The organism is Streptomyces nogalater (genome assembly GCF_039532885.1).
GTDB classification, from domain to species: Bacteria; Actinomycetota; Actinomycetes; order Streptomycetales; family Streptomycetaceae; genus Streptomyces; species Streptomyces nogalater.
Genome location: NZ_BAAASM010000015.1, coordinates 192690 through 219602, shown reverse-complemented (window position 1 = coordinate 219602; position 26913 = coordinate 192690). Strand labels below are relative to the sequence as shown.

General features: G+C 72.5%; 27 protein-coding genes. 13 read left to right on the top strand and 14 right to left on the bottom strand.

Going from position 1 to position 26913, the window contains the following annotated elements; all coding sequences use genetic code 11:
- Window positions 1–81 precede the first annotated feature (81 nt).
- Both ABD350_RS14705 and hutH read left to right on the top strand, forming a co-directional pair.
- Window positions 82–1224 carry a GGDEF domain-containing protein gene (locus ABD350_RS14705; RefSeq protein WP_344348482.1) on the top strand — a complete coding sequence of 381 codons (1143 nt, stop codon included), beginning with the start codon at window positions 82–84 and terminating at the stop codon, window positions 1222–1224.
- 661 nt (window positions 1225–1885) lie between these two features.
- Window positions 1886–3424, top strand: a complete 1539-nt coding sequence (hutH, locus tag ABD350_RS14700) for a histidine ammonia-lyase (RefSeq protein ID WP_344348504.1) — start codon at window positions 1886–1888, stop codon at window positions 3422–3424.
- A 53-nt stretch (window positions 3425–3477) separates the two neighbouring features.
- Here hutH and ABD350_RS14695 read toward each other — a convergent pair whose 3' ends face one another.
- Window positions 3478–4272 (bottom strand): hypothetical protein, encoded by a 795-nt coding sequence (locus ABD350_RS14695; RefSeq protein WP_344348480.1) that lies wholly within the window; start codon window positions 4270–4272, stop codon window positions 3478–3480.
- A 42-nt stretch (window positions 4273–4314) separates the two neighbouring features.
- Window positions 4315–4644, bottom strand: coding sequence for an LAETG motif-containing sortase-dependent surface protein (locus tag ABD350_RS14690; RefSeq protein WP_344348479.1), 330 nt, complete (start codon window positions 4642–4644; stop codon window positions 4315–4317).
- A 109-nt stretch (window positions 4645–4753) separates the two neighbouring features.
- On the opposite strand from ABD350_RS14690, the gene ABD350_RS14685 reads away from it, so the two are divergent.
- The gene (locus tag ABD350_RS14685; protein ID WP_344348478.1) at window positions 4754–5098 is read left to right on the top strand and encodes an SPFH domain-containing protein; all 345 of its coding nucleotides are present in this window, start codon (window positions 4754–4756) and stop codon (window positions 5096–5098) included.
- Window positions 5099–5331: 233 nt separating this feature from the next.
- Complete coding sequence (locus ABD350_RS14680; protein WP_344348477.1) at window positions 5332–6582, top strand: L,D-transpeptidase; 1251 nt, start codon at window positions 5332–5334, stop codon at window positions 6580–6582.
- Window positions 6583–6688: 106 nt separating this feature from the next.
- On the opposite strand, the gene ABD350_RS14675 is transcribed toward ABD350_RS14680, so the two are convergent.
- Window positions 6689–7624: an MmyB family transcriptional regulator gene (locus ABD350_RS14675; RefSeq protein WP_344348475.1), complete on the bottom strand. Its 936-nt coding sequence runs from the start codon at window positions 7622–7624 to the stop codon at window positions 6689–6691.
- Window positions 7625–7645: 21 nt separating this feature from the next.
- Here ABD350_RS14675 and ABD350_RS14670 point away from each other — a divergent pair, with 21 nt between their 5' ends.
- On the top strand, window positions 7646–7783 hold the full coding sequence (locus ABD350_RS14670) for a hypothetical protein (protein WP_344348474.1): 138 nt from the start codon (window positions 7646–7648) through the stop codon (window positions 7781–7783).
- A 12-nt stretch (window positions 7784–7795) separates the two neighbouring features.
- Window positions 7796–8839 (top strand): NAD(P)-dependent alcohol dehydrogenase, encoded by a 1044-nt coding sequence (locus ABD350_RS14665; RefSeq protein WP_344348473.1) that lies wholly within the window; start codon window positions 7796–7798, stop codon window positions 8837–8839.
- Between the two features lie 156 nt (window positions 8840–8995).
- Here ABD350_RS14665 and ABD350_RS14660 read toward each other — a convergent pair whose 3' ends face one another.
- From ABD350_RS14660 to ABD350_RS14640, 5 genes are all read right to left on the bottom strand, one after another.
- Window positions 8996–9721 (bottom strand): Type 1 glutamine amidotransferase-like domain-containing protein, encoded by a 726-nt coding sequence (locus tag ABD350_RS14660; protein WP_344348472.1) that lies wholly within the window; start codon window positions 9719–9721, stop codon window positions 8996–8998.
- A gap of 135 nt (window positions 9722–9856) precedes the next feature.
- Window positions 9857–10522 (bottom strand): peptide-methionine (S)-S-oxide reductase MsrA, encoded by a 666-nt coding sequence (msrA, locus tag ABD350_RS14655; protein WP_344348471.1) that lies wholly within the window; start codon window positions 10520–10522, stop codon window positions 9857–9859.
- Between the two features lie 88 nt (window positions 10523–10610).
- Window positions 10611–11726, bottom strand: a complete 1116-nt coding sequence (locus tag ABD350_RS14650; protein ID WP_344348470.1) for a hypothetical protein — start codon at window positions 11724–11726, stop codon at window positions 10611–10613.
- 36 nt (window positions 11727–11762) lie between these two features.
- On the bottom strand, window positions 11763–13403 hold the full coding sequence (locus ABD350_RS14645) for a M48 family metallopeptidase (RefSeq protein ID WP_344348469.1): 1641 nt from the start codon (window positions 13401–13403) through the stop codon (window positions 11763–11765).
- 261 nt (window positions 13404–13664) lie between these two features.
- Window positions 13665–14783: a hypothetical protein gene (locus ABD350_RS14640; protein WP_344348468.1), complete on the bottom strand. Its 1119-nt coding sequence runs from the start codon at window positions 14781–14783 to the stop codon at window positions 13665–13667.
- A 246-nt stretch (window positions 14784–15029) separates the two neighbouring features.
- Between ABD350_RS14640 and ABD350_RS14635 the strand changes: the two genes are divergently transcribed.
- Window positions 15030–16184, top strand: coding sequence for a cystathionine gamma-synthase (locus ABD350_RS14635; RefSeq protein ID WP_344348467.1), 1155 nt, complete (start codon window positions 15030–15032; stop codon window positions 16182–16184).
- A 9-nt stretch (window positions 16185–16193) separates the two neighbouring features.
- On the opposite strand, the gene ABD350_RS14630 is transcribed toward ABD350_RS14635, so the two are convergent.
- The 3 genes from ABD350_RS14630 to ABD350_RS14620 form a co-directional block, all read right to left on the bottom strand.
- Window positions 16194–16442 carry a hypothetical protein gene (locus tag ABD350_RS14630; protein WP_344348466.1) on the bottom strand — a complete coding sequence of 83 codons (249 nt, stop codon included), beginning with the start codon at window positions 16440–16442 and terminating at the stop codon, window positions 16194–16196.
- Window positions 16443–16866: 424 nt separating this feature from the next.
- Window positions 16867–17388 (bottom strand): sigma factor-like helix-turn-helix DNA-binding protein, encoded by a 522-nt coding sequence (locus ABD350_RS14625; RefSeq protein WP_344348465.1) that lies wholly within the window; start codon window positions 17386–17388, stop codon window positions 16867–16869.
- Window positions 17389–17487: 99 nt separating this feature from the next.
- Window positions 17488–17994: a MarR family winged helix-turn-helix transcriptional regulator gene (locus ABD350_RS14620; RefSeq protein WP_344348503.1), complete on the bottom strand. Its 507-nt coding sequence runs from the start codon at window positions 17992–17994 to the stop codon at window positions 17488–17490.
- Window positions 17995–18155: 161 nt separating this feature from the next.
- On the opposite strand from ABD350_RS14620, the gene ilvA reads away from it, so the two are divergent.
- From ilvA to ABD350_RS14605, 3 genes are all read left to right on the top strand, one after another.
- Window positions 18156–19385 (top strand): threonine ammonia-lyase, encoded by a 1230-nt coding sequence (gene ilvA, locus ABD350_RS14615; protein WP_344348464.1) that lies wholly within the window; start codon window positions 18156–18158, stop codon window positions 19383–19385.
- 230 nt (window positions 19386–19615) lie between these two features.
- Window positions 19616–20644: an ATP-binding cassette domain-containing protein gene (locus ABD350_RS14610; RefSeq protein ID WP_344348463.1), complete on the top strand. Its 1029-nt coding sequence runs from the start codon at window positions 19616–19618 to the stop codon at window positions 20642–20644.
- Window positions 20641–21498, top strand: a complete 858-nt coding sequence (locus tag ABD350_RS14605; protein WP_344348462.1) for an ABC transporter permease — start codon at window positions 20641–20643, stop codon at window positions 21496–21498. The genes ABD350_RS14610 and ABD350_RS14605 overlap by 4 nt, the downstream gene beginning before the upstream one ends.
- A 107-nt stretch (window positions 21499–21605) precedes the next feature.
- Here the strand turns inward: ABD350_RS14605 and greA are convergent, their stop codons facing one another.
- Together greA and ABD350_RS14595 are read right to left on the bottom strand one after the other, a co-directional pair.
- Window positions 21606–22103 (bottom strand): transcription elongation factor GreA, encoded by a 498-nt coding sequence (gene greA, locus ABD350_RS14600; protein ID WP_208033967.1) that lies wholly within the window; start codon window positions 22101–22103, stop codon window positions 21606–21608.
- Window positions 22104–22298: 195 nt separating this feature from the next.
- Entirely contained in the window at window positions 22299–22697 is a 399-nt protein-coding gene (locus ABD350_RS14595) for a DUF4307 domain-containing protein (protein WP_344348460.1), read from the bottom strand.
- A gap of 124 nt (window positions 22698–22821) precedes the next feature.
- Here ABD350_RS14595 and mca point away from each other — a divergent pair, with 124 nt between their 5' ends.
- The 3 genes from mca (at window position 22822) to ABD350_RS14580 (ending at window position 26155) form a co-directional block, all read left to right on the top strand.
- On the top strand, window positions 22822–23682 hold the full coding sequence (mca, locus tag ABD350_RS14590) for a mycothiol conjugate amidase Mca (RefSeq protein WP_344348502.1): 861 nt from the start codon (window positions 22822–22824) through the stop codon (window positions 23680–23682).
- Window positions 23675–23917 (top strand): hypothetical protein, encoded by a 243-nt coding sequence (locus tag ABD350_RS14585; RefSeq protein WP_344348458.1) that lies wholly within the window; start codon window positions 23675–23677, stop codon window positions 23915–23917. The genes mca and ABD350_RS14585 overlap by 8 nt, the downstream gene beginning before the upstream one ends.
- Window positions 23918–24130: 213 nt before the next feature.
- Complete coding sequence (locus tag ABD350_RS14580; protein WP_344348456.1) at window positions 24131–26155, top strand: thioredoxin domain-containing protein; 2025 nt, start codon at window positions 24131–24133, stop codon at window positions 26153–26155.
- A 21-nt stretch (window positions 26156–26176) separates the two neighbouring features.
- Here the strand turns inward: ABD350_RS14580 and ABD350_RS14575 are convergent, their stop codons facing one another.
- Entirely contained in the window at window positions 26177–26911 is a 735-nt protein-coding gene (locus tag ABD350_RS14575) for a Mut7-C RNAse domain-containing protein (RefSeq protein ID WP_344348455.1), read from the bottom strand.
- Between the last annotated feature and the right edge of the window lie 2 nt (window positions 26912–26913).

The following is a 26913-nucleotide window of genomic DNA, read 5'->3' as shown; positions in this document are numbered from 1 at the left end:
ATCTGTGGTCCGGGTGTGGGCCGGCCACCTGATCGCCGCACCGATATCCCTTATATCCGCATTATTCCCTAACCTGGAGTAATGGGTGAGGACAAGCGGCTCGCCGCGGTCGTGGCGCTGGCTCAGGGCATGGCGGCGGCGCACACCCCCCGGGAGTGCTGGCAGGCCGCCGCCCTCGGTGCCTGCCACGCGCTGGACGGCACCTTCGCCGCGCTGTCGGTCTGGGAGCGGGAGCTGGGCCGGCTCCGGGTCCTCGCGAACGTGGGGGACAGGGCCCCGGACGAGGAGGAGTTCCCCGAGGCCGAGACCTATCCGGTGCACCAGTTCCCGGAGATCACCGAGTTCCTGCACGAGCGGTGGGCCGGTGGCGGTGGGCCCAACGCCTGGGTGGAGACCGCCGAGGGCGCCGCCGCCGGCACGCCCGGGTACTTCCACCAGCGGGTCGCCGCCCTGCGCCGCCGGGGGCGCGGGTGCTGTGTCGTCGCCCCCGTCGTACTGCACGGCCGGGCCTGGGGTGAGCTGTATGTGGCCCGCGCGGCCGGCGCGCCGGCGTTCGCGCGGGCCGACTCCGAGTTCGCCACCGTGCTCGCCGCCGTCGTCGCCGCGGGGATCGCGCAGACCGAGCGGCTGGAGGAGGCCCGCCGGCTCGCGTACACCGACGCCCTCACCGGTCTGGCCAACCGGCGGGCCGTGGACGTGTGCCTGGAGGAGGCCGTCGAGCGGCACCGCGCGGAGGGCGCGGTGGTCAGCCTGGTCGTCTGTGACCTCAACGGGCTCAAGCGGGTCAACGACACCCTCGGGCACGCCGTCGGCGACCGGCTGCTGGAGCGTTTCGGCTCGGTGCTGTCGCTGTGCGGGGCGATGGTGCCGGACGCGCTGGTCGCGCGGCTCGGCGGGGACGAGTTCTGCCTGGTCGCGGTCGGGCCGCCCGCCGACGATGTGGTGAAGGCGGCGGACGAGCTGTGCCGCCGGGCCGGGGAGCTGGAGCCGGGGGAGGGGGTGGCGTGCGGGGTCGCCTCGACCGAGGAGGCGATCGGCGAGGTGCGCGACGCCCGGCGGCTGTTCCGGCTCGCGGACGCCGCCCAGTACCGGGCCAAGGCGCTGCGTCTGGACCGTCCGGTGGTGGCCGGCCGGGAGGGGCCCGGCGACCCGGTCGTCCGGCTGGCCGACGAGCCACCACCCTCACACGCCGAACGCCGCCGCTTCCGCGGCCGCCGACCGTGAGGTTGGCGCCGGCCCTGAGAGGGTGCCGGTCGTGAGGCGGGCGCCGGCCCTGAGGCGGGCGCTGGCCCTAAGACGGGCCCCGGCCGTGAGGCGGGTGCTGGTCGTGAGGGGGATGCCGGTCGTGAGACGGGTGCCGGTCGCGAGAGGGGCGCTGGCCCTAAGACGGGCGCCAGTCGTGAGGCGGGTGCTGGTCGTGAGGGGGATGCCGATCGCGTGAGGGTGCCGATCGTGAGTCGGGTGCCGGTGGCGAGGCGGGCGCCGGCCCTGAGGCGGGCACGACCGTGAGGCGGGCGCCGGCCCTAAGACGGGCCCCGGCCGTGAGGCGGGTGCTGGTCGTGAGGGGGATGCCGATCGCGTGAGGGTGCCGGTCGTGAGACGGGTGCCGGTCGTGAGGCGGGCGCCGGCCCTGAGGTGGGCGCCGACCGTGAGGCGGGCGCTGGCCCTAAGACGGGCCCCAGTCGTGAGGGGGGTGCCGATCGTGAGACGGGTGCCGGTCGCGAGAGGGGCGCCGACCCTGAGGTGGGCGCCGGTCCCGAGGCGGCCCCCGGTGCCCTGGGGTGTCGTCGGTTGTGAGGTGAAACGCACAGCCTGCGGTAAGGGGTGACTCCGGCGCCCACTAGTGACATCGCCGCATTCAATGCGTACGCTCCTGAATATGGATATGCACACTGTGGTGGTGGGGACGTCCGGGGTCACGGCGTCCGACGTTCTCGCCGTGGCGCGCGGCGGTGCCCGCATCGAGCTGTCGGCGGAGGCGGTGGCGGCCCTCGCGGCGGCCCGGGAGATCGTGGACGCGCTGGCGGCCAAGCCCGACCCGGTCTACGGCGTCTCCACCGGCTTCGGCGCCCTGGCGACCCGGCACATCAGCCCGGAGCTGCGCGCCCAGCTGCAGCGCAACATCGTCCGCTCGCACGCCGCCGGCATGGGCCCCCGGGTGGAGCGCGAGGTCGTACGCGCCCTGATGTTCCTGCGGCTGAAGACCGTCTGCTCGGGCCACACCGGGGTGCGCCCCGAGGTCGCGCAGACCATGGCCGACGTGCTGAACGCCGGGATCACCCCGGTCGTGCACGAGTACGGCTCCCTGGGCTGCTCCGGCGACCTGGCCCCGCTGTCCCACTGCGCGCTCACGCTCATGGGCGAAGGCGAGGCGGAGGGCCCCGACGGGCGCGTCCGGCCCGCGGGCGAACTGCTCGCCGAGCACGGCATCCGGCCCGTCGAGCTGCGCGAGAAGGAGGGCCTCGCCCTGCTCAACGGCACCGACGGCATGCTCGGCATGCTGATCATGGCCCTCGCCGACCTGGACACCCTCTACAAGTCCGCCGACGTCACCGCCGCCCTCACCCTGGAGGCACTGCTCGGCAGCGACAAGGTCCTCGCGCCCGAGCTGCACGCCATCCGCCCGCACCCGGGACAGGGCGCCAGCGCCGCCAACATGCTCGCCGTGCTGAAGGGCTCGGGGCTCACCGGGCACCACCAGGACGACGCCCCGCGCGTCCAGGACGCCTACTCCGTGCGCTGCGCCCCGCAGGTCGCCGGCGCCGGACGCGACACGGTCGCGCACGCCCGCCTGGTCGCCGACCGGGAGCTGGCCTCCGCCGTGGACAACCCGGTCGTACTGCCCGACGGACGGGTGGAGTCCAACGGCAACTTCCACGGCGCGCCCGTGGCCTACGTGCTGGACTTCCTCGCCATCGCCGCCGCCGACCTCGGCTCGATCGCCGAGCGTCGCACCGACCGGCTGCTGGACAAGAACCGCAGCCACGGCCTGCCGCCGTTCCTCGCCGACGACGCCGGTGTGGACTCCGGGCTGATGATCGCCCAGTACACGCAGGCCGCGCTGGTCAGCGAGCTGAAGCGGCTGGCCGTACCGGCCTCCGCGGACTCCATCCCGTCCTCCGCCATGCAGGAGGACCACGTCTCCATGGGCTGGTCGGCAGCGCGCAAGCTGCGCACCGCCGTGGACAACCTCACCCGGGTCATCGCCATCGAGCTGTACGCGGCCACCCGCGCCATCGAGCTGCGCGAGGGGCTCGCCCCGGCGCCCGCCACGCGGGCCGTGATCGAGGCCGTGCGCGCCGCGGGCGTGGGGGGCCCGGGTCCGGACCGGTTCCTGGCGCCCGACCTGGCCGCCGCCGACGCCTTCGTGCGCGGCGGAGAGCTGGTGGCGGCCGTGGAGAAGGTCACCGGTCCGCTGCGGTGAACGAGGGCGGGGCCCCGGCCGGGGCCCCGCCCTGTGGGTGACGTGACGTAACGTCACTTCAGCTTGGCGGCCTGCGCCTTCATGACCGGAGCGGAGACCGTGTAGGGCTTCTTGCTCATCATCGCGCCGATGTTGACCGTGGTGTACACCGCGAGGGTCCTGCCGTGCCGCACCACCTCGGCGTGCAGCGGCAGGGAGCCGTCCTCGCCCGACTCGTTGGTCGCGGTGAAGGCCACCGACGCGTCACCGGTGCCGGCGGACTTCTCCGCGGCGACCTTGGTGAACTTGCCCTTCTCGCCGTCCTGTTCGCCGGAGAACCCGCCCGCGCAGGCCTTGACCGCGTCCTGCACCGAGGTCAGGGCCCGCTCGGCGCCGTCCCCGTCGTACGAGGCCAGGGTGACCACGGTGACGTCCATGTCCATGGCCTTGCCGAACTCGTCCTTGAGGGCGCCCTCGGTCAGCTCCTCGGGGGAGGTGGGCTCGGCCGCGGGGGTCTTCTGCTCCTGCGTGGCCATGCGGCTGGTGTTCGCCGCCGGGGCGCCGGGCGCGATGCCGGTGAACGCCTGGAGCACCGGCTCGCACTTGGCGTCCCCGGCCTTGACCTTGCCGCGGTCCGGGACGCCGCCCTCGACCGGCCCGACCTCGTGCCCGGGCACGTCGCCCTTGGCGATGATCAGCTTCTGCAGTTCCGCCGCGCTCAGCGTCTTGGCGGCCGGCTTCGCGGCGTCCTTGCCCGAGGTGGCCCCGGAGTCCTTCGACTTCTCGTCGCCACAACCCGTGACGAGGGCGAGCGACAGCACGCTCACAGCTGCGGTGGCGCACAGCCGCACGCCCGATGATCTCTTCATGGGCGAACTATGTGCGGACTGTCAAGGTTTAGTCAAGACAAATTAAAAGCCCAGGCGTTCGCGGCGCACCGAGTACACGACGAAACCGGCGCCCACGGCGAGGAACAGGCTCCCGCCGACGACGTACGGGGTGGTGTCGAAGCCGCCGGTGTCGGCCAGTTCGGCTTCCTCGGCCACCCGGTCCGTGGTCGTGGCCGGCGCCGACACCGCTCTGGCCTGCACGACGTGGGTCACCCGGGCGGGTGTTGGCGCGGTCGCCGTCTCTTTCGCGGGGGTGTTCTGCGAGGCGTTCGCGGACGGGACGAACCACAGTGCGCACAGGAGGGTGCCCGCGGCGGTGGCGGTCAGCAACGGGCGGCGAGCGGATGACACGGAATATCGATCCCCTTGTGACGCTGGCGAATTGGCCGTGTGGGGCGATGTTAGTGAAAGGCGCGGGTCACAGGAAAGTCACGGGAGGTTTCGGCCGTACGCTCCCGCCATGAGCACAGAAGAGACATCACGTTTTGTGCGGCTTCGGGTGGAGCTGGTGCTGGAGGTGCGGGACGAGAGCGAGGTGACCAAGGCCGCGCTGCGCCGGGTCGCCGGGGACTCCGACCTGCCGGAGGCGGAGCGGGCGCACGCCGAGTCCGCTGTGACGGAAGACACCGCGGAGGCCCTGGCCTATCTCGTGGACCCGTTCGACCTGGTCGGCGAGGTGCCCGGGGTGGAGCTCCAGCAGGCGTCCTGGTCCAGCGAGCGCATCGACTACGACCCCGATTCGCCCGAGTGGGACCTGGACCGGGATGATGGGGAGGACGACGAGGAAGAGGACGGCATCGGCTGAGCGTCCCGGGGCACCCATGACCCCGGACGGCACCGGCCGTCCGGGGTTTTCGCCGTCCCAGGGGACGCACGGACCGGTGCCCGGCCCCACCCGTTGACGTGGAGCGCGCCATGTACGTGGGATGCCCCACAGATCCACGGGGCGGGAACGGGACGAACCGGCCGTAGCGTTGATGGTTCTTGACGGGGGACTCTTGGGGTTTTCGCGACTCGGCAACGATGGAGAAGCTTGTGATGACGGACAGTAAGCGGCGCGGGCGCCTGGCGGCCGCTTCCGCTCTGCTCGGCGGTGTGCTGGTGCTCACGGCGTGTTCCGGCGGCGACGCCGACGCCTCCGGCAGCGGCAGCGGCGACACCTCGCAGGCCAAGGTCGACGAGGCGGCGGCCAAGAAGTCCTCCGAGGCGCAGATCACGATCACGCCGAAGGACGGCTCCGCCAACGCGTCGATCAACAACTCCGCCACCGTCTCGGTGAGCAAGGGCACGCTCACCGGCGTCACCATGACCACCCAGGACGGCAAGCCCGTCGCAGGGCAGCTGTCCGCCGACAAGAAGAGCTGGAAGCCCGGCGCCCCGCTGGAGCGGTCCACCACCTACAAGGTCGCCGCGGAGGCCAAGGACTCCGAGGGCCGCATAGCCCACGAGAACGCCTCCTTCACCACGGTCTCCCCGGCCAACAGCTTCATCGGCACCTTCACCCCGGACAACGGCTCCACGGTCGGCGTCGGCATGCCCGTGTCGATCAACTTCGACAAGGCGATCGCGAACAAGGCGGCCGTGCAGAAGGGCATCACGGTCAGCTCCAGCAGCGGCCAGGAGGTCGCCTGCCACTGGTTCAACGCCAACCGCATGGACTGCCGCCCCCAGGACTACTGGCAGGAAGGCTCCACCGTCACCCTGAAGCTGGCCCTCGACGGCGTCCAGGGCGCGAGCGGCGTCTACGGCGTCCAGCAGAAGACGGTCACCTTCCACATCGGCCGCAACCAGGTCTCCTACGTCGACGCGCAGACCAAGCAGATGAAGGTCACGCGCAACGGCAAGGTCGTCAAGACCATACCGATCTCCGCCGGCTCCCCCGACAACAAGACGTACGAGGGGCAGATGGTGGTCTCCGAGAAGTTCAAGCAGACCCGCATGAACGGCGCCACGGTCGGCTTCACCGACGATGACGGCAAGGGCGAGTACGACATCAAGGACGTGCCGCACGCCATGCGGCTGACCACCTCGGGCACCTTCATCCACGGCAACTACTGGGGCGCGCCGTCGGTGTTCGGCGGCGCGAACACCAGCCACGGCTGTGTCGGTCTGCGGGATGCGAAGGGCGCCAATGACCCGAGCACGCCGGCGGCCTGGTTCTACGACAACACCCTGATCGGTGACGTCGTGGTCGTCCAGAACACCGGCGACAAGACGGTCTCGCCGGACAACGGCCTCAACGGCTGGAACATGGACTGGGCGCAGTGGAAGGCCGGTTCGGCCGTCTGACGCCCCCCTGTCACACCTCGTGCGGTGCCGCTCCCTCGGGGGCGGCACCGTTCGTTTCACGGGCCCGGCCCGGGCCCGCTCACACGGCCGGGCACGGCCCCGGCGGTCACCGAGGCGGCGGCGTCGGGGACTGGACCGAGGCAACCGCCCGGGTGGCGTCCGTGCCCCAGCTGGCCAGCAGGCGCAGGGACTCGGCGGTGGGGGAGCCCGGCTCGGCGTGATAGGTGACCAGGGACTGGTCCGAGCCGTCCGTCAGGCGGAAGCTCTCGAAGTTCAGCGCGAGGTCGCCCACCAGAGGGTGGTGCAGGTGCTTGACGCCGTGGCTCTTCTCCTTGACGTCGTGCGTGGCCCACAGCCGGCGGAACTCCTCGCTCTTCACCGACAACTCGCCCACCAGCGCCGACAGCTTCGGATCGTCCGGATAACAGCCCGCGTCCATGCGCAGGGCGCACACGATGTCGATCGCCTTCTGCTCCCAGTCGACGAACAGCTCCCGGTACTCGGGGCGCAGGAACACCAGCCGGGCCCAGTTCCGTTCGGCGGGCGGCACCTGGGCCCAGTCGCCGAAGAGGGCCGCCGCCATCCGGTTCCAGGCGAGGATCTCCGCGCGCCGGCCCACGATGTACGCCGGCACGGCCTCCATGGTCTGCAGCAGCTGCCGCAGCGCCGGGCGGACCTGCTGCTGGCGCGCCCCCTGCCTCTTCTTCAGCGCCTTCGGCTTGGCCAGATGCGTCAGATGGGCATGCTCGGCGTCCGTCAGCCGCAGGGCCCGCGCGATCGCGTCCAGCACCTCCGCCGACACGTTCCGGCCGTTGCCCTGCTCCAGCCGGGTGTAGTACGCCACCGACACCCCGGCCAGCTGCGCCAGCTCCTCCCGGCGCAGCCCCGGCACCCGCCGGTGCCGTCCGAAGCCGGACAGCCCCACGTCCTCCGGCTTCAGCCGGGCCCGCCGGCTGCGCAGGAACTCGCTCAGCTCCGCCCGCCGGTCCAGGGCCCGGCCGGAGGTGGCTGTGGTGTCCGGCTGTGCGTCCCTGCTGTCCATACGTCCAGTATTCCTGGTCGTATGCCCGCGAGCCTGACCTCGCTGGTGGTAGGCACAGCGGTCGTACGCAAAGGCGTGGTCTGGGTACGCGGCCGGACGCGGGGCAGGCTGGAGGCCGTGCCCGGTGGCAAGAAAGCCGGGCGCGAGAACGACCGCTAGGAGAAACCCGGCATGACCACTGTTGCCGCATACGCCGCGCCCGCCGCGAAGGCCCCGCTGGAGCGCACGACCATCGAGCGACGGGCGGTCGGCGAGTTCGACGTCCTGATCGACATCAAGTTCGCCGGTATCTGCCACTCCGACATCCACCAGGCCCGGGAGGGCTGGGGTGAGGCGATCTTCCCGATGGTCCCCGGCCACGAGATCGCGGGCGTCGTGTCGGAGGTCGGCCCCGGTGTGACCAAGTTCAAGGCCGGCGACCGGGTGGGCGTCGGCTGCCTGGTCGACTCCTGCCGCGAGTGCGAGAACTGCCGGGCCGGGCAGGAGCAGTACTGCCTGAACGGGAGCATCGGCGCCACGTACAACGCCATCGGCCGGGACGGCACGCCCAACTACGGCGGCTACTCGCAGGCGATCGTCGTCGACGAGAACTACGTCGTCCGCATCCCCGACGAGCTGCCGCTGGACGCCGCCGCGCCGCTGCTGTGCGCCGGCATCACCACCTACTCCCCGCTGAAGCGCTGGAACGCCGGTCCCGGCAAGAAGGTCGCGATCCTCGGCATGGGCGGCCTCGGCCACATGGGCGTGAAGATCGCGCACGCGCTCGGCGCCGAGGTGACCGTGCTGTCGCAGTCCCTGCGCAAGAAGGAGGACGGCCTCAAGCTGGGCGCCGACCACTACTACGCCACCAGCGACCCGAAGACCTTCGAGGAGCTGCGGGGCACGTTCGACCTGATCGTGTCCACGGTGTCGGCCCCGCTGGACTTCAACGCCTACCTGTCGCTGCTGAAGACGCAGGGCGCGCTGGTGAACGTGGGCGCCCCCGAGGAGCCGGTCTCGCTCAACCTCTTCTCGGTGATCAACGGCGGCAAGACCCTCGCGGGTTCCATGATCGGCGGCATCCGCGAGACCCAGGAGATGCTGGACTTCTGCGCGGAGAACGGCATCGGCGCCGAGATCGAGCTGATCGCCGCGTCCGAGGTCAACGAGGCGTACGAGCGGGTGCTGGCCAGCGATGTCCGCTACCGCTTCGTGATCGACGCCGCCACGATCTGACCTGCGGTCCGCCTGGCCGTAGTCCCGCCTGGCCGTAGTCCTTGCCGGGCTACGGCCCGCGGCGGGGCGTCTGCCTGCCTTGGGTTGTCTGCCGACCGCGGGTGTGTCGTGGTTGCTCGCGCAGTTCCCCGCGCCCCTTCGGGGGCGCTCTTCCCCCTACTCCAGGCCGAAGCCCTCCCCGCCGCCGTACGCCCGTACCACCGCGCCCCCGTCCGGTGCGGGCCGCACCACGTGCACCCGGCCGGTGCCGGACACCCGGGCCTCGTCGTCATGGACCGTGAGCAGCGTGTCCTCGTCCACGGCGACCCCGTACGGCGCCTGCCGCCGCCCTACCGCCGCGACCAGCCGGGCCAGCGTCCCCCACTGGGCGGCGTGCACCTCCACGGCGAACGGCACCAGGCCGAGCCCCGCCCGGACCTCGACCTCCGCCAGGTCCTCCCCGGTCTCCTCCGGGCATACCGGGACGCCGTCCACCAGCCAGCCACCGACCACGGCCCGCCGCGCGGCCACGGCGGCACCGGCGGAGAAGCCCGCGTACGGCAGCCCGCGCTCGGCCAGCAGCCTCGGCAACCGCTCCAGGCATTCCGCGAGCGCCTCCTGATACGCGGGCGTGAGCCCCCCGCACACCAGCAGCCCGTCGATCCCGTCCAGCGCGGTCTCCGGCTCGAACCGGCCGCCGAGCGGCACGAGCAGCGGGACCGGCACACATGCCGGTCCCGCCTTCCGCAGCGCCCCCGCGTACCGCTCGAACTGCGCCGTCCCGTCCCCCTCGTCGAGGATCAGACACCCGATCCGCCGCTCGCCGCGCACCGTGCGCAGAAACGGTTCGTACACCTCGGCGCGATCCCAGCCCCCACCGATCAGGAACACCGGACTGCCCATGCCCTCCCCCTCAACAGACGTAAAGGGGCGAATGTACGGGGCGGAAGCCGGAGCCGTCGCCCGATTTACGGGCTCGACGGGCACCCGGAGCGGCGGCGCGAGGTGAGGGCGCCGGAGTACGCGCCGGGGGGGACGTCAGCTACCGGCGCGGGCGATGCCGACCGGGCAGGACACGCCGGTGCCGCCCAGGCCGCAGTAGCCCGCCGGGTTCTTGTCCAGGTACTGCTGGTGGTAGGCCTCGGCCGGGTAGAAGGGGCGGCCCTCGGCCGGGAGGATCTCCGTGGTGATCATGCCGTGGCCGGAGGAGGTCAGGACCTTCTGGTAGGCGTCGCGGGAGGCCTCCGCCGCCGCGGCCTGCTCCGGGGTGTGCGTGTAGATCGCCGAACGGTACTGCGTACCCACGTCGTTGCCCTGCCGGAAGCCCTGCGTCGGGTCGTGCGACTCCCAGAAGGTCTTCAGCAGGTCGTCGTACGAGATCCGCCGCGGGTCGTAGACCACCCGGACCGCCTCCGTGTGACCGGTCAGGCCCGAGCAGACCTCCTCGTACGTCGGGTTCTCCGTGTAACCGCCCTGGTAACCGACCAAGGTCGTGAACACGCCCTCCGGGAGCTGCCAGAACTTGCGCTCGGCGCCCCAGAAGCAGCCCAGGCCGAAGTCGGCGGTCTCCAGGCCCTCGGGGTAGGGGCCGAGCAGCGGCGTACCGAGGACGGTGTGCCGTTCCGGGACCGCGTAGGCGAGCGTGGGGCGGCCCTTGAGCGCCTGCTCGGGGGTGGGCAGCTGCGGCGTGCGGCCGAAGAGCATCGGGTCTCCCTGTCGGTCGGGGCTGGGCGCCGGCCGCCTCGGCGGCGCCGGCACCCGTACAACGCCCCGCCGACCCCGGGCATTCCGGTCACACTCCCGCCGTCGCCTCCTCCTGCGCCAGCCCGACCGCCGTGTCGCGGACCCGGCAGTAGTAGTCGGCCATGTCGCCGCGGTAGCGCCACGGCAGCGCGTTCACATGCCCGTCGACCAGCTTGAACTGCTCCAGCGCCGCCTCGTCGCGGCCCTGGAGGTGCAGGTAGTACGCCAGCAGGTGACGCAGTTCCGGCAGCCGGGGGTGGGAGGGGTCGGCGGCCGCCGCGTCCGCCAGTGCCGCCTCGACCCGGGCCCGCATCTCCGGCGTGTTGTCGGCCTCGGTGTCGTCCGACTCGTCGTGCTCGAAGTGCGCGATCAGCGGCAGCGCGGTCAGCAGGCTGCCCAGCGGCGCGCCGGCCGCCGCCCGCTCGGCGAACTCGCGGGCCAGCCGCTCGGAGCCGCGCCACTTCGCGCACCAGTACTGGAGCGCCGAGAAGTGCGCCTCGTAGTGGTGCGGGGCACGGGAGGTGAGCTCCGTCCACAGCTCGTCCATCCGCGCGTTCGGGTAGCCGAGGCCCAGCGCCACCCAGATCTCCGCGACGAACGGGGTCGGGTCGTCGGGGTTCAGCGCCGCCGCCCGCGCGATCTCCCCACGGGCGGCGGTCAGCGTCCGGTGGAAGCCCTCGGCCTGCTCCTGGGACGTGTACTTGGCCTGCTTCGCGCCCCGGATCCTCCAGGCCAGGATCACCGTGCTGCGTGCGCGGACCACGGCCGCGTCCGGGTCGTCGGGCCGGGCCGCCTCCCAGGCCAGCAGCCACGCGTCCTCCTCGGCCGCGAGGTCGGCCAGCAGGTAGGCGAGCGCCGAGCGGCGCTCCCAGTCCCGGCCGACCGCCGCGAGCAGGTCGGCGGCGGGCTGCCAGTCACCGCCGCGCACGGCGGCCAGCGCGGCCGTCCACGGCTCCGGCAGCGGCGCCGCGAGATCGGTGTTCTGCCGCTCGGCGGGCAGCAGGCCGAGCCTCGCGGCGGCCTTGGCGGCCCGCGCGGCCTCGGCGTCGCCGTCGTCGTCGGGGCTCGGCGAGAAGAATTCCTTCAGGAACACCCAGAGCAGCCACAGCAGGAAGATCGCCGTGGGCACGGCCAGGATGCCGAGGATCCAGAAGAGGACGGTCATACGGGTCGGTCCGTTCGTTCGAATGGTGCGGGCGGGTCAGACGTTCTGGATCACCGGCGGCAGCAGCGCGCGCAGCCGGCCGGTGTCGGGGTGGTCGGCGACCGCCGCCTCCAGGGCCGCGTCCAGCTCGGCCTCGGGGCTGTCGTCCGCCGCCCGCGTGTCCCAGCCGGGCAGCCGTACCGCCGCCGGGCTGGTCCAGGAGAACTCCCAGCTCAGCAGCGAACGGGAGCTGAACTCGGCCAGCACCATCGTGCGCAGCGAGCGGCGCAGCGCGGGCCGTACGAACTCGCGGAACGCCCGCCCCTTCGCGGCCGCCGCCTCCTGCGACAGCGGCATCCGCTCCGCCAGCCGCCACAGCCGTCCGTCGTCGATGACGTCCAGCAGCGCGGCCAGCGTGGCCGACTGCCCGGTGTACGCGGTCAGCGCCCGGTGCAGCGGGGTCCGCGTGGTGGACAGGCCCGCGGCCATCGAGGCGTTCAGCAGGTCCTCCCAGTCGGCGGCGCGCGGACAGGCGAGCAGCTCGTCCAGCAGGACGGCGTCCTCCAGCGCGCCCAGCGTGCGCTCCGGGTCGGTCAGCAGCGCCAGCGCCGCTCCCCGGGCCTCGTCGGTGCGCCCGTCGGCGGGCAGCGCCTCGATCCGGCGTACCCGGTCGGCGATCGGCGGATGGGAGTCGTACGGTCCCGCCGGCATCTCCGGCATCTCCGGCAGCTCCGCGCGCGGCCCCGCCGGCTCCGGTCCCCGGGCGGACAGCAGCCGGCCGAAGCCGCCGAAGAACTCGCCGCGCGGCGGCAGCAGCCGGGCGTGCAGGCCCAGCGTGGCGTACGAGTCCAGGTAGAAGTCGTGGGAGGCGGACAGGGCCGGGATCTCGCGCAACGCCGACGCGGTCGCGTCCCGCCCGGCGATCCGGGCGGCGGTCAGGTCGGCGGCGTACTCCTGGCCGCGCGCGGTGGACAGGGAGGCGCGCAGGTAGAGCTTGCCGTAGGCGGTGTAGATGCGCGCCATCGTCCGGTACGTCGCCCCGACACCGGTGGTGTCGATCTCCTTGGCCTTCCTGCCCTTGGCGACCCGCTTGGCGGACGCCCGCTCCTGCCGGGCCCGGTCGGCGGCCACCTTGCCGTCCGCCTTGGCGTGGAACTGCCCGATGACCCGGCCGATCTGCACGCGCCCGCGCACGACGAGCGCGGACAGCCGGGTGTCGCCGCCGGTGAAGTGACCGAACTCGTGGGCGAGCACGGAGCGCAGCTGGGCCTCGGTCAGGCCGGTCAGCAGCGGCACGCCGAGCGTGAGGCGGCGCGGTCCGGGCAGCAGACCGAGCAACCGCGGGTCCTCGCTGACGGAGGCGTTGACCTCGCCGGTGAGAAGGACGCGGTCGGGGGCGCGGGTGCCGGCCGCCGCGGCCAGCTCGCGGACCAGCGCCCAGAGCCGGGGTTCATCGGTGTCGGTGACCGGGAGACCGGGCGGGTCCTCGCCCTTCGGGGTGCGGAGCATCAGCATGCCGCGGACGACGGGGATGGCCAGCAGCACCGTGACGAAGCCGACCTTCGCCGTGAGCGGGCCGTGTCCCCAACTGAACACCAGGACATCGACGCCGGCCAGCGCGGCGAGCAGGACGAGGCTCAGCAGATAGAAGCCGAGCAGCAGAACGAGAGCGCGCAGTGCGCGCAGCGTTGCGCCCATCGGGCAGATCCCCCCACAGAACCCCGGAAAAGGGACATGACGAAGCGACGGAACAGGACATGAGGGATGCACCGGGCCGACGACCGGTCGGTGCGGGTGACGCAGATGATGCGGGTGATGCGGTGTGGGGGGAAGCGGAGTATGCCTTACCGCAGGTCAGAAGGGCAATGTGAGCACCGCGTCGGGGCGCGCGGGGTGAGGGTGGTGGGTGTGCGGCGAGGGAGGACCGCCGGGCGGCGGTCCCCGTGCCCCCGCGCCTTCTCAGCCGGGCAGGCCAGCCGGGCTGCCGCCGTTGGCCTCGTAGCCCGCGACCGCCAGCGCGCGGTGGAGGGCGAACGTGGCGGCCGGGTCCTCGGACAGGGTCCACGGCAGCGCGCCCACATGCCCGTCGACGTGTATGAGCTGGTCCATGGCCTCCGCCCAGCGCTCGGCGCGGACCAGGAAGAAGACCAGCAGGTGCCGGACGTGGGGGAGCGTCGGGTCGTCGGGGGCGGCCGTATGCACCGCGTGCAGCGCGCCGTGGATCGCCTTGGCGACGACCTCGCTCTGGTAGAAACCCGCGACCAGGTTCACCTCCGGCAGGTGCTCGAACACCGCGAACAGCGGCAGCGCGGCGAGCAGCGAGCCCTCCGGCGCGCGGGCCGCCGCGCTCTGCGTGAAGGAGTACGCCTGCTCACGCGAGCCGTGCCACTTCTCGCACCAGTAGTGCAGCGCGGCCAGATGAGCGCCCATGTGATACGGGGCCCGGTCGATGATCTTGGCCCACAGCTGCTCGAACTCGGCGTGCGAATAGGCCAGCCCGCGCGCGATGGACAGCTCTATGACGTACGGAACCGGGTCGCCGGGCGCCAGCAGGGCGGCCTCCGCACAGGTCTTGCGGGCCTCCTCCATGATGATCCGGAACTCGTCCGTGCCCGGCGTCGCCGTCCGCCAGGCCTGCTGCACCAGGAACTCGGCGTGCACCGCGGCCCCGCCCGGGTCCTTGGGCTTCTCGGCCCGCCACACCCGCAGCCACTGGCCGCCCGGCGTCTCGTGCACCCCGCCGGGCCGCTGCCGCAGCTCCAGCGAGGCGGCGCCGGCGAAGGCCTGCACCCGCTGCCAGCGCAGCTCGCCCTCGGTCTCGGTGCCGGCCAGCAACTGGGCGGCCGCCCGGTAGTCCTGCGTGCGCTGCACCAACTCCAGGGTCTGCAGCAGGTCCTGGTCCGGGCCGGGCAGGCGCACGTCCAGCTCCTCCTCGCGCAGGAAGCCGTAGGCCGCCGGGTCGGCGGCGTCCGGGTGTCCCGCCGGGACCCGCTGGATCCCGCCGCGCCCGCGCCGCAGAACCGGGAGCAGAACGAGGCTCAGCATGAGCAGCGCCATCAGCAGCCAGAGAATCGCCATGTCTCAAGCGAACCAGACCCCGCCGACAAATGGCGACCCCCGCCGCGAGCCTGTGGAAAACTCCCGATCAGGACATGACAGCAGCTCCGATCGGAGCAGGACGCCAGCCCGATCGGGGCATGACAGGAAAAGCTCGATCAGGACATGACAGCAACCTCGGTCAGAGCGTGACGGCAACATTGCAGAACCCGGCGAACACCTCTCGCGGGCGTCAGGAACCGGCCGGGCGCATTACGCTCGATGCACATGAGCGACAGGCACATCAGCGACCACTTCGAGACCCTCGCGATCCACGCGGGCAACACCGCGGATCCCCTCACCGGCGCGGTCGTCCCGCCGATCTACCAGGTGTCGACCTACAAGCAGGACGGCGTCGGCGGGCTGCGCGGCGGCTACGAGTACAGCCGCAGCGCCAACCCGACCCGGACCGCCCTGGAGGAGAACCTCGCCGCGCTGGACGGTGGTCGCCGCGGCCTCGCCTTCGCGTCCGGCCTGGCGGCCGAGGACACGCTGCTGCGTACGCTCCTCGGCCCCGGTGACCACGTGGTCATCCCGGACGACGCCTACGGCGGCACGTTCCGGCTCTTCGCCAAGGTGGCCACCCGCTGGGGCGTGGAGTGGTCCGTCGCCGACACCGCCGACCCGGCCGCCGTACGGGCCGCGATCACCCCGAAGACGAAGGCCGTCTGGGTGGAGACCCCCTCCAACCCGCTGCTCGGCATCACCGACATCGCCGCCGTCGCCCAGGTCGCCCACGACGCGGGCGTGAAGCTCGTCGTCGACAACACCTTCGCCACCCCCTACCTCCAGCAGCCGCTGGCGCTCGGCGCGGACGTCGTCGTGTACTCGCTCACGAAGTACATGGGCGGCCACTCGGACGTGGTCGGCGGTGCGCTGGTCGTCGCCGACCAGGAGCTGGGCGAAGAGCTGGCCTACCACCAGAACGCGATGGGCGCCGTGGCCGGCCCCTTCGACTCCTGGCTGGTGCTGCGCGGCACCAAGACCCTCGCGGTGCGCATGGACCGGCACAGCGAGAACGCCGCGAAGGTCACCGACATGCTGACCCGGCACCCGCGCGTGACGCAGGTGTACTACCCGGGCCTGTCGGACCACCCCGGCCACGAGGTCGCCGCCAAGCAGATGAGGTCGTTCGGCGGCATGGTGTCGTTCCGCGTCGCGGGCGGCGAGGAGGCCGCGCTGGAGGTGTGCGCCCGTACCGAGGTGTTCACCCTCGGCGAGTCCCTCGGCGGGGTCGAGTCCCTGATCGAGCACCCCGGCCGGATGACGCACGCCTCCGTGGCCGGCTCCCAGCTGGAGGTCCCCGCCGATCTGGTGCGCCTGTCCGTCGGCATCGAGAACGTCGAGGACCTGCTGGAGGACCTCAAGCAGGCCCTCGGCTAGCGGGCGGGGTCACCGGCCGGTGACCGGTGGGGTCGTTCGCGAGGGCGACTCCGCCCAGGGGCGGGCCTCGGCCGCCCACACGGTGAACGCGAGGACCGCGGCGCACGCCAGCAGCCACAGCGCCCGGCGCGCGAGCCGTCGGCGCCGTAGCAGACGGTCCCCGCGGAGCACCGCGTCCGCGTACAGCCCGGGCGGCACCGGCGCCACGGCCCGCTCCATCACCGCGCGCACGGCGGCCTCCCGCTCCCCACGCCTCATCACGGCCCCCGGCGCCGGTCGGGCGGTGGCGGGGGCGGTGCGGCACTGTCCGGGGGCACGGGCCGGGGCGGCGGCGGCAGCGCACCGCCCGCGGGTCCGGGCGGGCTCCCGGTGCCGTCGCCGTCCATGGGCCTCCCCGTGGTCACGCACGCGCGCGCGGGGCGGTGACGCGCCGTTTCCACCGCGCGCGTCACACCACACGCGACGGCGTTCTCCCCCACCGGCCTCGGAAAGCCCCCGGGTGCGCCACCGCCCCGCGCGGGAGGGCCGGACAGACTTCGGCCGCGGCCGTACAGACGGCGGCCCCGGGCGTACAGGCCCCGGCCGTACAGACGGCGGCGGTAGCCGGGCAGGCGGCCGCGCCGGCCGGGGCGGCCACGGTGGGAGCCGTGGGAGCCGTGGCAGCCGGTTCCGTCGGCGCGCCTCATGAGGGGGCCGCCTTCGTGGCCACCCCGCCCGACAAGGCCGGCCGGGCCGGGTGCAGCACGGTGGCCGTCGCGCGGTCGCAGATGGTGTGGACGCGTTCCGCGGGCAGACCGAGCAGCGCCGCCGTCTGTTCCTCGGCCACCCCCTCGTAGATCCGCAGGACCAGCACCAGCCGCTCGCGCGGGGTGAGCGCGGCGAGCGGTCCACGCGGCCCGCGCCGCCCGTGCGGACCGGACCGGGCGTGGCCGAGGGCGCCGTGGCGGTGCCAGGTGGTGTGCGCGAAGCGGGTGGCGAGGTACCGGCGGGCGCAGTCGTACGGGTCCTCGCCGCGCAGCCGGTCCCAGCGGGCGTAGGTGTGGGCCAGGGCGAGCGTCAGCAGACGTCGCGCGCGCGGGTTGGCGTCCGGTGCCTCCGCGGTGAGCAGTGTCGCCGCGTGCAGCAGGCGTCCCGCCGCGCCCGCGACGAACGCCTCGAACTCCCGGGCCCGGAGCTCACCGCGGGCCGGCTGCCGATCACGCACCGCGCCTCCCCTGACGGGGCCCTGTCCGGGCCCGGTCTCATATCAAGCCAGGGGCGGCCCGGGGTCAAGACTCCTGACTCCTCCGGTGTGGGGCGCGGCTCAGGAGGCGGGAGGCTGCTCCGCCGCCGGAACGCCCTGCACCGCCATCCGCGCGGAGAGCGCGTGATTGAAGCGGGTCAGGAGCGAGCAGAACTGCTCGCGCTCCTCAGGCGCCCAGTCGTGGGTCAGCTCGGCCATGAGCTGACGCCGGGACGAGCGCACCTCCTCCAGCCGGGCGGCGCCGCGCGGCGACAGCTGGAGCACCACCGCCCGGCCGTCCTCCGGGTGCGAGGTGCGCTTGACCAGGCCGGTGTCGACCAGGGGCGCCACCTGCCGGGTGACGGTGGAGGAGTCGATGCCCATACTCCCCGCGAGCGCCTTGACCCCCATCGGGCCTTCCTTGTCCAGGCGGTTGAGCAGCAGATACGCGGCACGGTCCATGGAGTTGCGCACCTGGCCTACGCCGCCGAGACGCGTCTGCTCGGCTCGGCGGGCGAACACCGCCACCTCGTGCTGAAGGGTGTCGAGAAGACCGGTGTCACCGACGGTCGTCATGTCCATCGACATTCCTGGTGTTGTGGGCATGGCCGGAGGCTCACTTCATGAGGGCTGCTGGGTTGGGGGACAGGTTACGCGGCCCGGAGCCGGGCCGTACCGGCGCTGTGCGAACCGGTCTCGCAGCTTGGTCACACCCGCCGTGCGCAAACGTGAACTGCGATGCTGGTGGTATGAGCTACCGCACGGCCGACTCCCTGCGTTCCGTCACCCTCGACGACGTGCGCGGCGCCCGGAAAATGCTGTCGGGCGTGGCCCGGGTGACCGCGCTGGAGGGCAGCCGGTACCTGTCCGGGCTGGTCGGCGCGCCGGTGCACCTGAAGTGCGAGAACCTCCAGCGGACCGGCTCGTTCAAGCTGCGCGGCGCCTATGTGCGGATCGCCGGGCTGCTGCCGGAGGAGCGGGCCGCCGGTGTGGTGGCCGCGAGCGCCGGCAACCACGCGCAGGGCGTGGCGCTGGCCTCCTCGCTGCTGGGGGTGCACGCCACGGTGTTCATGCCGCAGGGCGCGCCCCTGCCGAAGGTCAGCGCGACCCGGGACTACGGCGCCGAGGTGCGCCTGCACGGCCAGGTGGTCGACGAGACGCTGGCCGCCGCCGAGGAGTACGCGGCCCGGACCGGCGCGGTGTTCATCCACCCCTTCGACCACCCGGACGTGATCGCCGGGCAGGGCACGGTCGGCCTGGAGATCCTGGAGCAGTGCCCGCAGGTGCGCACGATAGTCGTCGGCATGGGCGGCGGCGGGCTCGCGGCCGGGATCGCGGTGGCGGTCAAGGCGCTGCGGCCGGATGTCCGGATCGTCGGTGTGCAGGCGGAAGGCGCCGCCTGCTACCCGCCCTCGCTGGCCGCCGGGCGCCCGGTGTCGCTGCGGAACCCGGCGACGATGGCCGACGGCATCAGGGTGGGGCGGCCCGGCGCGGTGCCGTTCGGGATCGTCGGCGAGCTGGTCGACGAGGTGCGCACGGTCGGCGAGGACGACTTGTCGGCGGCGCTGCTGCTCTGCCTGGAGCGGGCCAAGCTGGTCGTGGAGCCGGCCGGGGCGAGCCCGGTCGCCGCGCTGCTGACCGCACCGGACGCCTTCGAGGGACCGGTCGTCGCGGTGCTCTCCGGCGGCAACGTCGATCCGGTGCTGATGCAGCGCGTACTGCGGCACGGCATGGCCGCGCAGGGCCGCTACCTGGCCGTACGGCTGCGGCTGACGGACCGGCCGGGGGCGCTCGCCACGCTCCTCGGGGTGCTGTCGGCGGCCGACGCCAACGTCCTCGACGTGAGCCACGTCCGCACCGACCCGCGCCTCGGGCTCGCCGAGGCGGAGGTCGAGCTGCACCTGGAGACCAAGGGCCCGGCGCACTGCGCGGAGCTCGGCCGGGCCCTGCGGGACGCCGGTTACACGGTCATCGCCTGACATCTCCGCGGTCCGATGGCCAACCACCCTTTCGGGTGAAGCCCCTTGAGGGACGCGATACATCGCGTTACGGTATCTCGTGTGGTCGCCGGGCTGCCTGTCCGCACCCGTGCGAGGGGTGTCCGTGCCGGTGGGAGAGCCCAGGGGAAAAAGGGGGGCGCTGTCGGGCGAACACGCCTAGCTTTTGCGAAGAGTCCGTCCCGAAAATCCCCGACGACGTGGAGACAGACATGCCAGGGGCCATCTATGCCGAAGGCCTGGTGAAGACCTTCGGTGACGTAAGGGCATTGGACGGCGTCGACCTGGACGTGCCCGAGGGCACGGTCCTCGGCCTGCTCGGGCCGAACGGCGCCGGCAAGACGACGACGGTCCGCTGCCTGACGACCCTGCTGCGCCCCGACAGCGGCAAGGCGGTCGTCGCGGGCGTGGACGTGCTGCGCCATCCCGACGCGGTGCGCCGCTCCATCGGCCTGTCCGGCCAGTTCGCGGCGGTGGACGAGTATCTGACCGGCCGGGAGAACCTGCAGATGGTCGGACAGCTGTACCAGATGAGGGCGAAGGCGGCCAAGGCCCGCGCGGCGGAGCTGCTGGAGCAGTTCAACCTCACGGACGCCGCCGACCGTCCCGCCAAGACCTACTCCGGAGGCATGCGCCGCCGGCTGGACCTCGCCGCCGCCCTCGTGGTCTCCCCGCCGGTGATGTTCATGGACGAACCGACGACGGGCCTCGACCCCCGCAACCGACAGCAGCTGTGGGAGGTCATCAAGCAACTGGTCTCGGGGGGTACGACGCTGCTGCTCACCACGCAGTATCTGGAGGAGGCCGACCACCTGGCCCACGACATCGCGGTGGTCGACCACGGCCGGGTCATCGCCCAGGGCACTTCCGACCAGCTCAAGGCCCGTACCGGCGGCGAGCGCGTCGAGGTCGTGGTGCAGGACCGGGAGCGTATGGCGACCGCGGCGGAGGTGCTGCGCGGCTTCGGCAAGGGCGAGACCACGGTCGAGGAACACACCCGCCGGCTCACCGTGCCCGTCACCGGCGGCGCCAAGCTGCTCGCCGAGATCATCCGCGAGCTGGACACCCGGGGGGTCGGGATAGACGACATCGGACTGCGCCGCCCCACCCTCGACGACGTCTTCCTGTCCCTGACGGGACACGCGGCCCAGAGCGCCGACCAGGACCAGCAGGACGCGTCGCAGAAGCAGAACACACGCAACGCACGGAACGAACGGAACGGCAAGGAGGCCGTGAAATGAGCGCCGTCACCGAGGCCGCGCCCGCCGCCGCACCCGGCAACGCCGTCGGCCGGTCCGTCCGGGACTCGCTGATCGTCGCCCGGCGCAACTTGATCCGCATGTCCAGGATTCCCGAGATGTTAATTTTCGGGCTCATTCAGCCGATCATGTTCGTGGTGCTGTTCACCTATGTGTTCGGCGGCTCCATGAAGATCGGCGCCAGCACCAGCGCGCTGGATTACAAGAACTTCCTGATGGCCGGCATCTTCGCGCAGACCGTCACCTTCGCCACCGCGGGCTCCGGCGCCGGTATCGCCGACGACATGCACAAGGGGCTCATCGACCGCTTCCGCTCACTGCCCATGGCGCGCGGCGCGGTGCTGACCGGCCGCACCCTCGCCGACCTGGTGCAGACGGCGCTCACCTTGCTGGTCCTCGCGATCGTCGCGCTGCTGGTCGGCTGGCGGACCGGTTCCGACGGTGACACGAACCCCGGCCGCGTCCTCGCCGCGTTCGGGCTGCTGCTCCTGCTCGGCTACGCGTTCACCTGGATCGGCGCGCTGATCGGACTGACCGTGCGCACCCCGGAGGCGGCCACCTCCGGCGGGCTCGTCTGGCTCTTCCCGGTCACCTTCCTGTCCAACGCGTTCGTGGACACCGCCAACATGACGCCCTGGCTGCGCCACATAGCCGAGTGGAACCCGTTCAGCGCCACCGTCCAGGCGGCCCGCGTGCTGTTCGGCAACCCCGGGCAGTCCACCTCGGACGCCTGGCCGATGCAGCACCCGGTGTGGGCGTCGCTGATCTACTCGGTCCTGATCATCGTCGTCTTCCGCACCCTCGCCGTGCGCAAGTACCGCTCCGCGACCGCCTGATCCCCAGGCCCCGGCGGGCCCCGGCCGGTCGGCACGGCCCGGAGCACGACAAAGCCCCCGGCCGCCCAGAGGGGCGCCGGGGGCCGGAAGCGAACCGGGAGCCCGGATCAGCCCGTGTAGGGCTCGGCCTTCAGGATCCGCACGGAGGCCTTCTTGCCGTTGGGCAGCTCGTACTCCGCGTCCTCGCCGACCTTGTGGCCGATGACGCCCGAGCCCAGCGGGGACTGCGGGGAGTAGGTCTCGATGTCGGCGCTCGCGTACTCGCGGGAGGCGAGCAGGAACGTCAGCGTGTCGTCCTCGTCACCGTCGAAGGCGATCGTGACGACCATGCCCGGCGCGACGGCACCGTTCGCGGCCGGCGGCTCACCGACCTTGGCGTTCTCAAGGAGCTGGGTCAGCTGGCGTACGCGCAGCTCCTGCTTGCCCTGCTCCTCCTTGGCCGCGTGGTACCCGCCGTTCTCGCGCAGGTCGCCCTCCTCGCGCGCAGCCGCGATCTTGGCGGCGATCTCCGTGCGCGCAGGACCAGTAAGGTACTCAAGCTCGTCCTTGAGCTTGTTGTACGCCTCCTGGGTCAGCCAGGTGACGTTCTCGCTGGTCTGGGTCACAGGGTGCTCCTCGTCGGTACTGGGAATACAAAGCATCGCCCTACCCAGAAGAATGTTCCCTCATGGATGGGCGAAACCACGAGCCTAACAATTCGTGGGCGAAAGGGGGAGGACATAAGCCGTGTACATCTCGTCAACGCAGGTCAGGGCCTACGTATTCCGGACGGCGCCGGGGAGTGTCCGCGGGCGCGGCCGTCAGTCGGCGTGGCAGCCCAGCAGCTCGGCCGTCGTCCCCCGGGCGGTCGTACGGAGCGTGACGACCTTGTCGATGCGCGTGTCCGACCCGGAGAACCGGAAGTCCGCCCGGCCCACCTCGGCGCCGTCGTCCGACTGGGACCGCACGGTGCAGTAGCCGGACGTGCCGGCGTCCTTGTGGACCTCCAGATGGACCTTCACGGTGTCGTCGGACGCCTGGAAGGTGATGACCTGGGCGCTGATCTCGCTCTGCGCCACGTAGTGGTAGGCGAAGTAGCCGACCAGGGCGAGCAGGGCCGCCCCGAGCACCGAGGCGGCGATCCTGAGCTTGCGGTCGGCGCGCTCGTCCGAGGGGCGGCCGTAGCGGCCCTCGGGCAGCCGCGTGCTCGCGGTACTCATGATCGTCCTCTCCGCGGAATTATTCGCCCCCCGATTGAGTCACTATAGAAGCCGCCGACTGCGCCCGGAGCCACGGGGGCGCCGAGTTACCGAGGATTGAGTCTTGACTGACCAGTTGCGACTGATGGCCGTTCACGCGCACCCCGACGACGAGTCGAGCAAGGGCGCGGCCACCATGGCGAAGTACGTGTCCGAGGGGGTGGACGTGCTGGTGGTGACCTGCACCGGCGGAGAGCGCGGGTCCATCCTCAATCCGAAGCTGCAGGGGGACGCGTACATCGAGGAGCACATCCACGAGGTGCGCAAGAAGGAGATGGACGAGGCCCGCGAGATCCTCGGCGTCAAGCAGGAGTGGCTGGGCTTCGTGGACTCCGGGCTGCCGGAGGGCGACCCGCTGCCGCCGCTGCCCGAGGGCTGCTTCGCCCTGGAGGACGTCGACAAGGCGGCCGGTGAGCTGGTGCGGAAGATCCGTTCCTTCCGCCCGCAGGTGATCACCACCTACGACGAGAACGGTGGCTACCCGCACCCCGACCACATCATGACCCACAAGATCTCCATGGTGGCGTTCGAGGGCGCGGCGGACACCCTGAAGTACCCCGAGGACGAGTACGGGCCCGCCTACCAGCCGCTGAAGCTCTACTACAACCAGGGCTTCAACCGCCCCCGTACCGAGGCCCTGCACCAGGCCATGCTCGACCGCGGCCTGGAGTCGCCGTACGGGGACTGGCTCAAGCGCTGGGACGAGTTCGAGCGCACCGAGCGCACGCTGACCACGCACGTTCCGTGCGCGGACTTCTTCGAGATCCGTGACAAGGCGCTGATCGCCCACGCCACGCAGATCGACCCGGACGGCGGCTGGTTCAAGGTGCCGCTGGAGCTCCAGAAGGAGGTCTGGCCCACCGAGGAGTACGAGCTGGCGAAGTCTCTGGTCGATACCTCCCTCCCCGAGGACGACCTCTTCGCGGGCATCCGGGACAATGCCTGACATGAGCGCAAGCGTGAGCCTCGCAATGACGCACCTGGTCCCCCTCGCCAAGGAGGTGGACCAGAACAAGGTCACCCCCGGTGTCCTCGGTTTCATCGTCTTCGCGGTGATGGCCGTGGCCGTCTGGGGCCTGATGAAGTCGATGAACAAGCACATGCAGAAGGTCGACTTCAAGGAGGCCCCGGAGACCGGGGCGGAGCCGGCCGGGAAGCAGGCCGGCTCCCCGGCCCAGTAGGACGCCGGGGCTCACCACCCCGCCGGCACCGCCACCCCGTCACCTCACGGGCGTGGCGGCCCGGCGCCATGCGCGTCGGCCGGACCCGCTAAACGGGCTCCGGCCGTCCGGTGCCGCGTACGGCGCCGGCGGGTGGCGCGGCGGGCCGGTCCCGCCCGCGCGCCGGACGTCGTGGGCTCTACGCGGTGCCGGAGCGCGTGGGAGAGTGGAACGGTGAACCGACTGGCCCATGAGACGTCCCCGTATCTGCTCCAGCACGCCGACAACCCCGTCGACTGGTGGCCATGGTCGGCCGAGGCCTTCGCCGAGGCCCGCAGGACGAACAGACCCGTCCTGCTGAGCGTCGGGTACAGCAGCTGTCACTGGTGCCACGTCATGGCCCACGAATCCTTCGAGGACCAGGCCACCGCCGACTACCTCAACGAGCACTTCGTCAGTGTGAAGGTCGACCGCGAGGAGCGGCCGGACGTCGACGCGGTGTACATGGAGGCGGTACAGGCGGCCACCGGGCACGGCGGATGGCCCATGACCGTGTTCCTCACCCCGGATGCCGAACCCTTCTACTTCGGCACCTACTACCCGCCCGCCCCGCGCCACGGCATGCCCTCCTTCCGCCAGGTGCTGGAGGGCGTCCAGCAGGCCTGGACCACCCGGCGCGACGAGGTCGGCGAGGTCGCCGGGAAGATCGTCCGGGATCTCGCCCAGCGGGAGATCGTCCGGCAGGCCGCCGAGCCGCCCGGCGAGCAGGAACTCGCCCAGGCCCTGCTCGGCCTCACCCGCGAGTACGACCCGCAGCGCGGCGGATTCGGCGGCGCGCCCAAGTTCCCGCCGTCCATGGTGCTGGAGTTCCTGCTGCGCCACCACGCCCGCACGGGTGCCGAGGGCGCGCTGCAGATGGCCGCGGACACCTGCGAGCGGATGGCGCGGGGCGGGATCTACGACCAGCTCGGCGGCGGGTTCGCCCGGTACTCCGTCGACCGCGACTGGATCGTGCCGCACTTCGAGAAGATGCTCTACGACAATGCCCTGCTGTGCCGGGTCTACGCCCATCTGTGGCGGGCCACCGGTTCGGACCTCGCCCGGCGGGTCGCGCTGGAGACCGCCGACTTCCTGGTCCGCGAACTGCGCACCCAGGAGGGCGGGTTCGCCTCCGCCCTCGACGCCGACAGCGACGACGGCACCGGACGGCACGTGGAGGGGGCGTACTACGTGTGGACGCCCGCGCAGCTGCGCGACGTCCTCGGCGACGACGCCGGCCTCGCCGCCCAGTACTTCGGCGTGACCGATGAGGGCACCTTCGAACACGGCCGGTCGGTGCTGCAACTGCCCCAGGCGGAGGGCGTGTACGAGGCGGAGCGGATCGCGTCCGTCCGGCGCCGGCTGTTCGACGCCCGTGCCCGGCGGCCCGCCCCCGGCCGGGACGACAAGGTCGTCGCCGCCTGGAACGGGCTCGCCGTCGCCGCGCTCGCCGAGACCGGCGCCTACTTCGGCCGGCCCGACCTGGTCGAGGCCGCGCTCGGCGCCGCCGACCTGCTCGTCCGCGTCCACCTGGACGAACACGCCCGGCTCGCGCGCACCAGCAAGGACGGCCGGGTCGGCCCCAACGCGGGCGTGCTGGAGGACTACGGCGATGTGGCCGAGGGCTTCCTCGCGCTCGCCTCGGTCACCGGCGAGGGCGTCTGGCTCGACTTCGCCGGACTGCTGCTCGACCACGTCCTGGCCCGGTTCACCGACCCGGAGACCGGCGCCCTGTACGACACCGCCTCCGACGCCGAGCGGCTGATCCGCCGGCCCCAGGACCCCACCGACAACGCGGCCCCCTCCGGCTGGACCGCAGCGGCCGGGGCCCTGCTGGGCTACGCCGCCCACACCGGTTCCGAGGCCCACCGGGTGGCCGCCGAGCGGGCGCTGGGGGTCGTGAAGACCCTCGGGCCGCGCGTGCCGCGGTTCATCGGGTGGGGGCTGGCCGTCGCCGAGGCGCTGCTCGACGGGCCGCGCGAGGTGGCCGTCGTGGGTCCCGGCCCGGACGACGAGCGGACGGCCGCCCTGCACCGTACGGCCCTGCTGGGCGGCGCCCCGGGTGCCGTCGTCGCGTGCGGCGTCCCGGACGGCGACGAGTTCCCGCTGCTGGCGGGCCGCACCCTCATCGACGGCGCCCCGGCCGCGTACGTCTGCCGGGGCTTCGTCTGCGATCTGCCGGTGACCGACCCGGAGGCGCTGCGGGCGAAGCTGGCCTGAGAGCGGCCGGGTGAGCGGGCGTCAGCGCCGTACCGTGCCGCGCCGGTTCAGGGCGCGTTCCACGATGGCCTCCAGCTGGTCGTGGTGCGCGCCCTTCCAGTACGCGCGACCACAGTCCGCGCACCGGGCGAACACGTCGTAGGTGCGCTGGGTGCCGCCCTTGAGCTGGTCGGCGACCTCCTCCTTGGCGGCGTCCCGCAGCAGGCCGTTGCAGGCGGTGCAGCGGGTCCAGGGCCGCAGCGCGGGGTCGAAGCGGTCCAGGATGTCGTGGAGCTGGTCGTCGGGGCGGGTGCTGTAGACGAAGGCGCCGGCCCACAGCTCCCGGCGGCGCAGCAGGCCCCGGTCGCGGCTGAGCATCACCCGCTTCTCGGCCGCCGAGCGGGCGGCGAGCGCCGGGTCGCCGATGTCCGTGGACTCGTACGCCGTGTCCACGCCCAGCAGCCGCAGCCGGCGGGCGAGCGTGCCGAGATGGACGTCGAGGAGGAAGCGCAGCGGCGCTCCGGGCACCCGCTGGGGGCGCTCCACCGGGCGGACGAGGACCCGCTCGGCCGCGCCCGGGATGTGCCCGGCCGCGACCGGGCGGCCGTCCACGACCAGGGCGCCGACCTCGGTGAGCGGGATGCCGAGGGACTCGACGACGTGGCCGAGCGTCGAGACGCCGTCCGTGGCCAGCGCGGTGGCCCCGTGCCGGCGGGCGGCCGGCACGAACAGATGCAGCGCGGGGTCGACTTCGACGTGGATCTCGGTTCCGTTCACCC

What these genes read in the sequence shown, in the direction of transcription:
- ABD350_RS14705 (WP_344348482.1), top strand. Translation starts at nt 82, where the DNA reads ATGGGTGAGGACAAGCGGCTCGCCGCGGTCGTGGCGCTGGCTCAGGGC.
- ABD350_RS14685 (WP_344348478.1), top strand. Translation starts at nt 4,754, where the DNA reads ATGAGCACAGAAGAGACATCACGTTTTGTGCGGCTTCGGGTGGAGCTG.
- ABD350_RS14635 (WP_344348467.1), top strand. Translation starts at nt 15,030, where the DNA reads ATGAGCGACAGGCACATCAGCGACCACTTCGAGACCCTCGCGATCCAC.
- ABD350_RS14695 (WP_344348480.1), bottom strand. Translation starts at nt 4,272, where the DNA reads ATGAAGAGATCATCGGGCGTGCGGCTGTGCGCCACCGCAGCTGTGAGC.
- mca (WP_344348502.1), top strand. Translation starts at nt 22,822, where the DNA reads ATGGCCGTTCACGCGCACCCCGACGACGAGTCGAGCAAGGGCGCGGCC.
- ABD350_RS14650 (WP_344348470.1), bottom strand. Translation starts at nt 11,726, where the DNA reads ATGACCGTCCTCTTCTGGATCCTCGGCATCCTGGCCGTGCCCACGGCG.
- ABD350_RS14585 (WP_344348458.1), top strand. Translation starts at nt 23,675, where the DNA reads ATGCCTGACATGAGCGCAAGCGTGAGCCTCGCAATGACGCACCTGGTC.
- ABD350_RS14660 (WP_344348472.1), bottom strand. Translation starts at nt 9,721, where the DNA reads ATGGGCAGTCCGGTGTTCCTGATCGGTGGGGGCTGGGATCGCGCCGAG.
- ilvA (WP_344348464.1), top strand. Translation starts at nt 18,156, where the DNA reads ATGAGCTACCGCACGGCCGACTCCCTGCGTTCCGTCACCCTCGACGAC.
- ABD350_RS14670 (WP_344348474.1), top strand. Translation starts at nt 7,646, where the DNA reads ATGCCCGCGAGCCTGACCTCGCTGGTGGTAGGCACAGCGGTCGTACGC.
- ABD350_RS14605 (WP_344348462.1), top strand. Translation starts at nt 20,641, where the DNA reads ATGAGCGCCGTCACCGAGGCCGCGCCCGCCGCCGCACCCGGCAACGCC.
- ABD350_RS14630 (WP_344348466.1), bottom strand. Translation starts at nt 16,442, where the DNA reads ATGAGGCGTGGGGAGCGGGAGGCCGCCGTGCGCGCGGTGATGGAGCGG.
- ABD350_RS14665 (WP_344348473.1), top strand. Translation starts at nt 7,796, where the DNA reads ATGACCACTGTTGCCGCATACGCCGCGCCCGCCGCGAAGGCCCCGCTG.
- msrA (WP_344348471.1), bottom strand. Translation starts at nt 10,522, where the DNA reads ATGCTCTTCGGCCGCACGCCGCAGCTGCCCACCCCCGAGCAGGCGCTC.
- ABD350_RS14640 (WP_344348468.1), bottom strand. Translation starts at nt 14,783, where the DNA reads ATGGCGATTCTCTGGCTGCTGATGGCGCTGCTCATGCTGAGCCTCGTT.
- ABD350_RS14680 (WP_344348477.1), top strand. Translation starts at nt 5,332, where the DNA reads ATGACGGACAGTAAGCGGCGCGGGCGCCTGGCGGCCGCTTCCGCTCTG.
- ABD350_RS14610 (WP_344348463.1), top strand. Translation starts at nt 19,616, where the DNA reads ATGCCAGGGGCCATCTATGCCGAAGGCCTGGTGAAGACCTTCGGTGAC.
- ABD350_RS14595 (WP_344348460.1), bottom strand. Translation starts at nt 22,697, where the DNA reads ATGAGTACCGCGAGCACGCGGCTGCCCGAGGGCCGCTACGGCCGCCCC.
- ABD350_RS14675 (WP_344348475.1), bottom strand. Translation starts at nt 7,624, where the DNA reads ATGGACAGCAGGGACGCACAGCCGGACACCACAGCCACCTCCGGCCGG.
- ABD350_RS14645 (WP_344348469.1), bottom strand. Translation starts at nt 13,403, where the DNA reads ATGGGCGCAACGCTGCGCGCACTGCGCGCTCTCGTTCTGCTGCTCGGC.
- ABD350_RS14620 (WP_344348503.1), bottom strand. Translation starts at nt 17,994, where the DNA reads ATGTCGATGGACATGACGACCGTCGGTGACACCGGTCTTCTCGACACC.
- hutH (WP_344348504.1), top strand. Translation starts at nt 1,886, where the DNA reads ATGCACACTGTGGTGGTGGGGACGTCCGGGGTCACGGCGTCCGACGTT.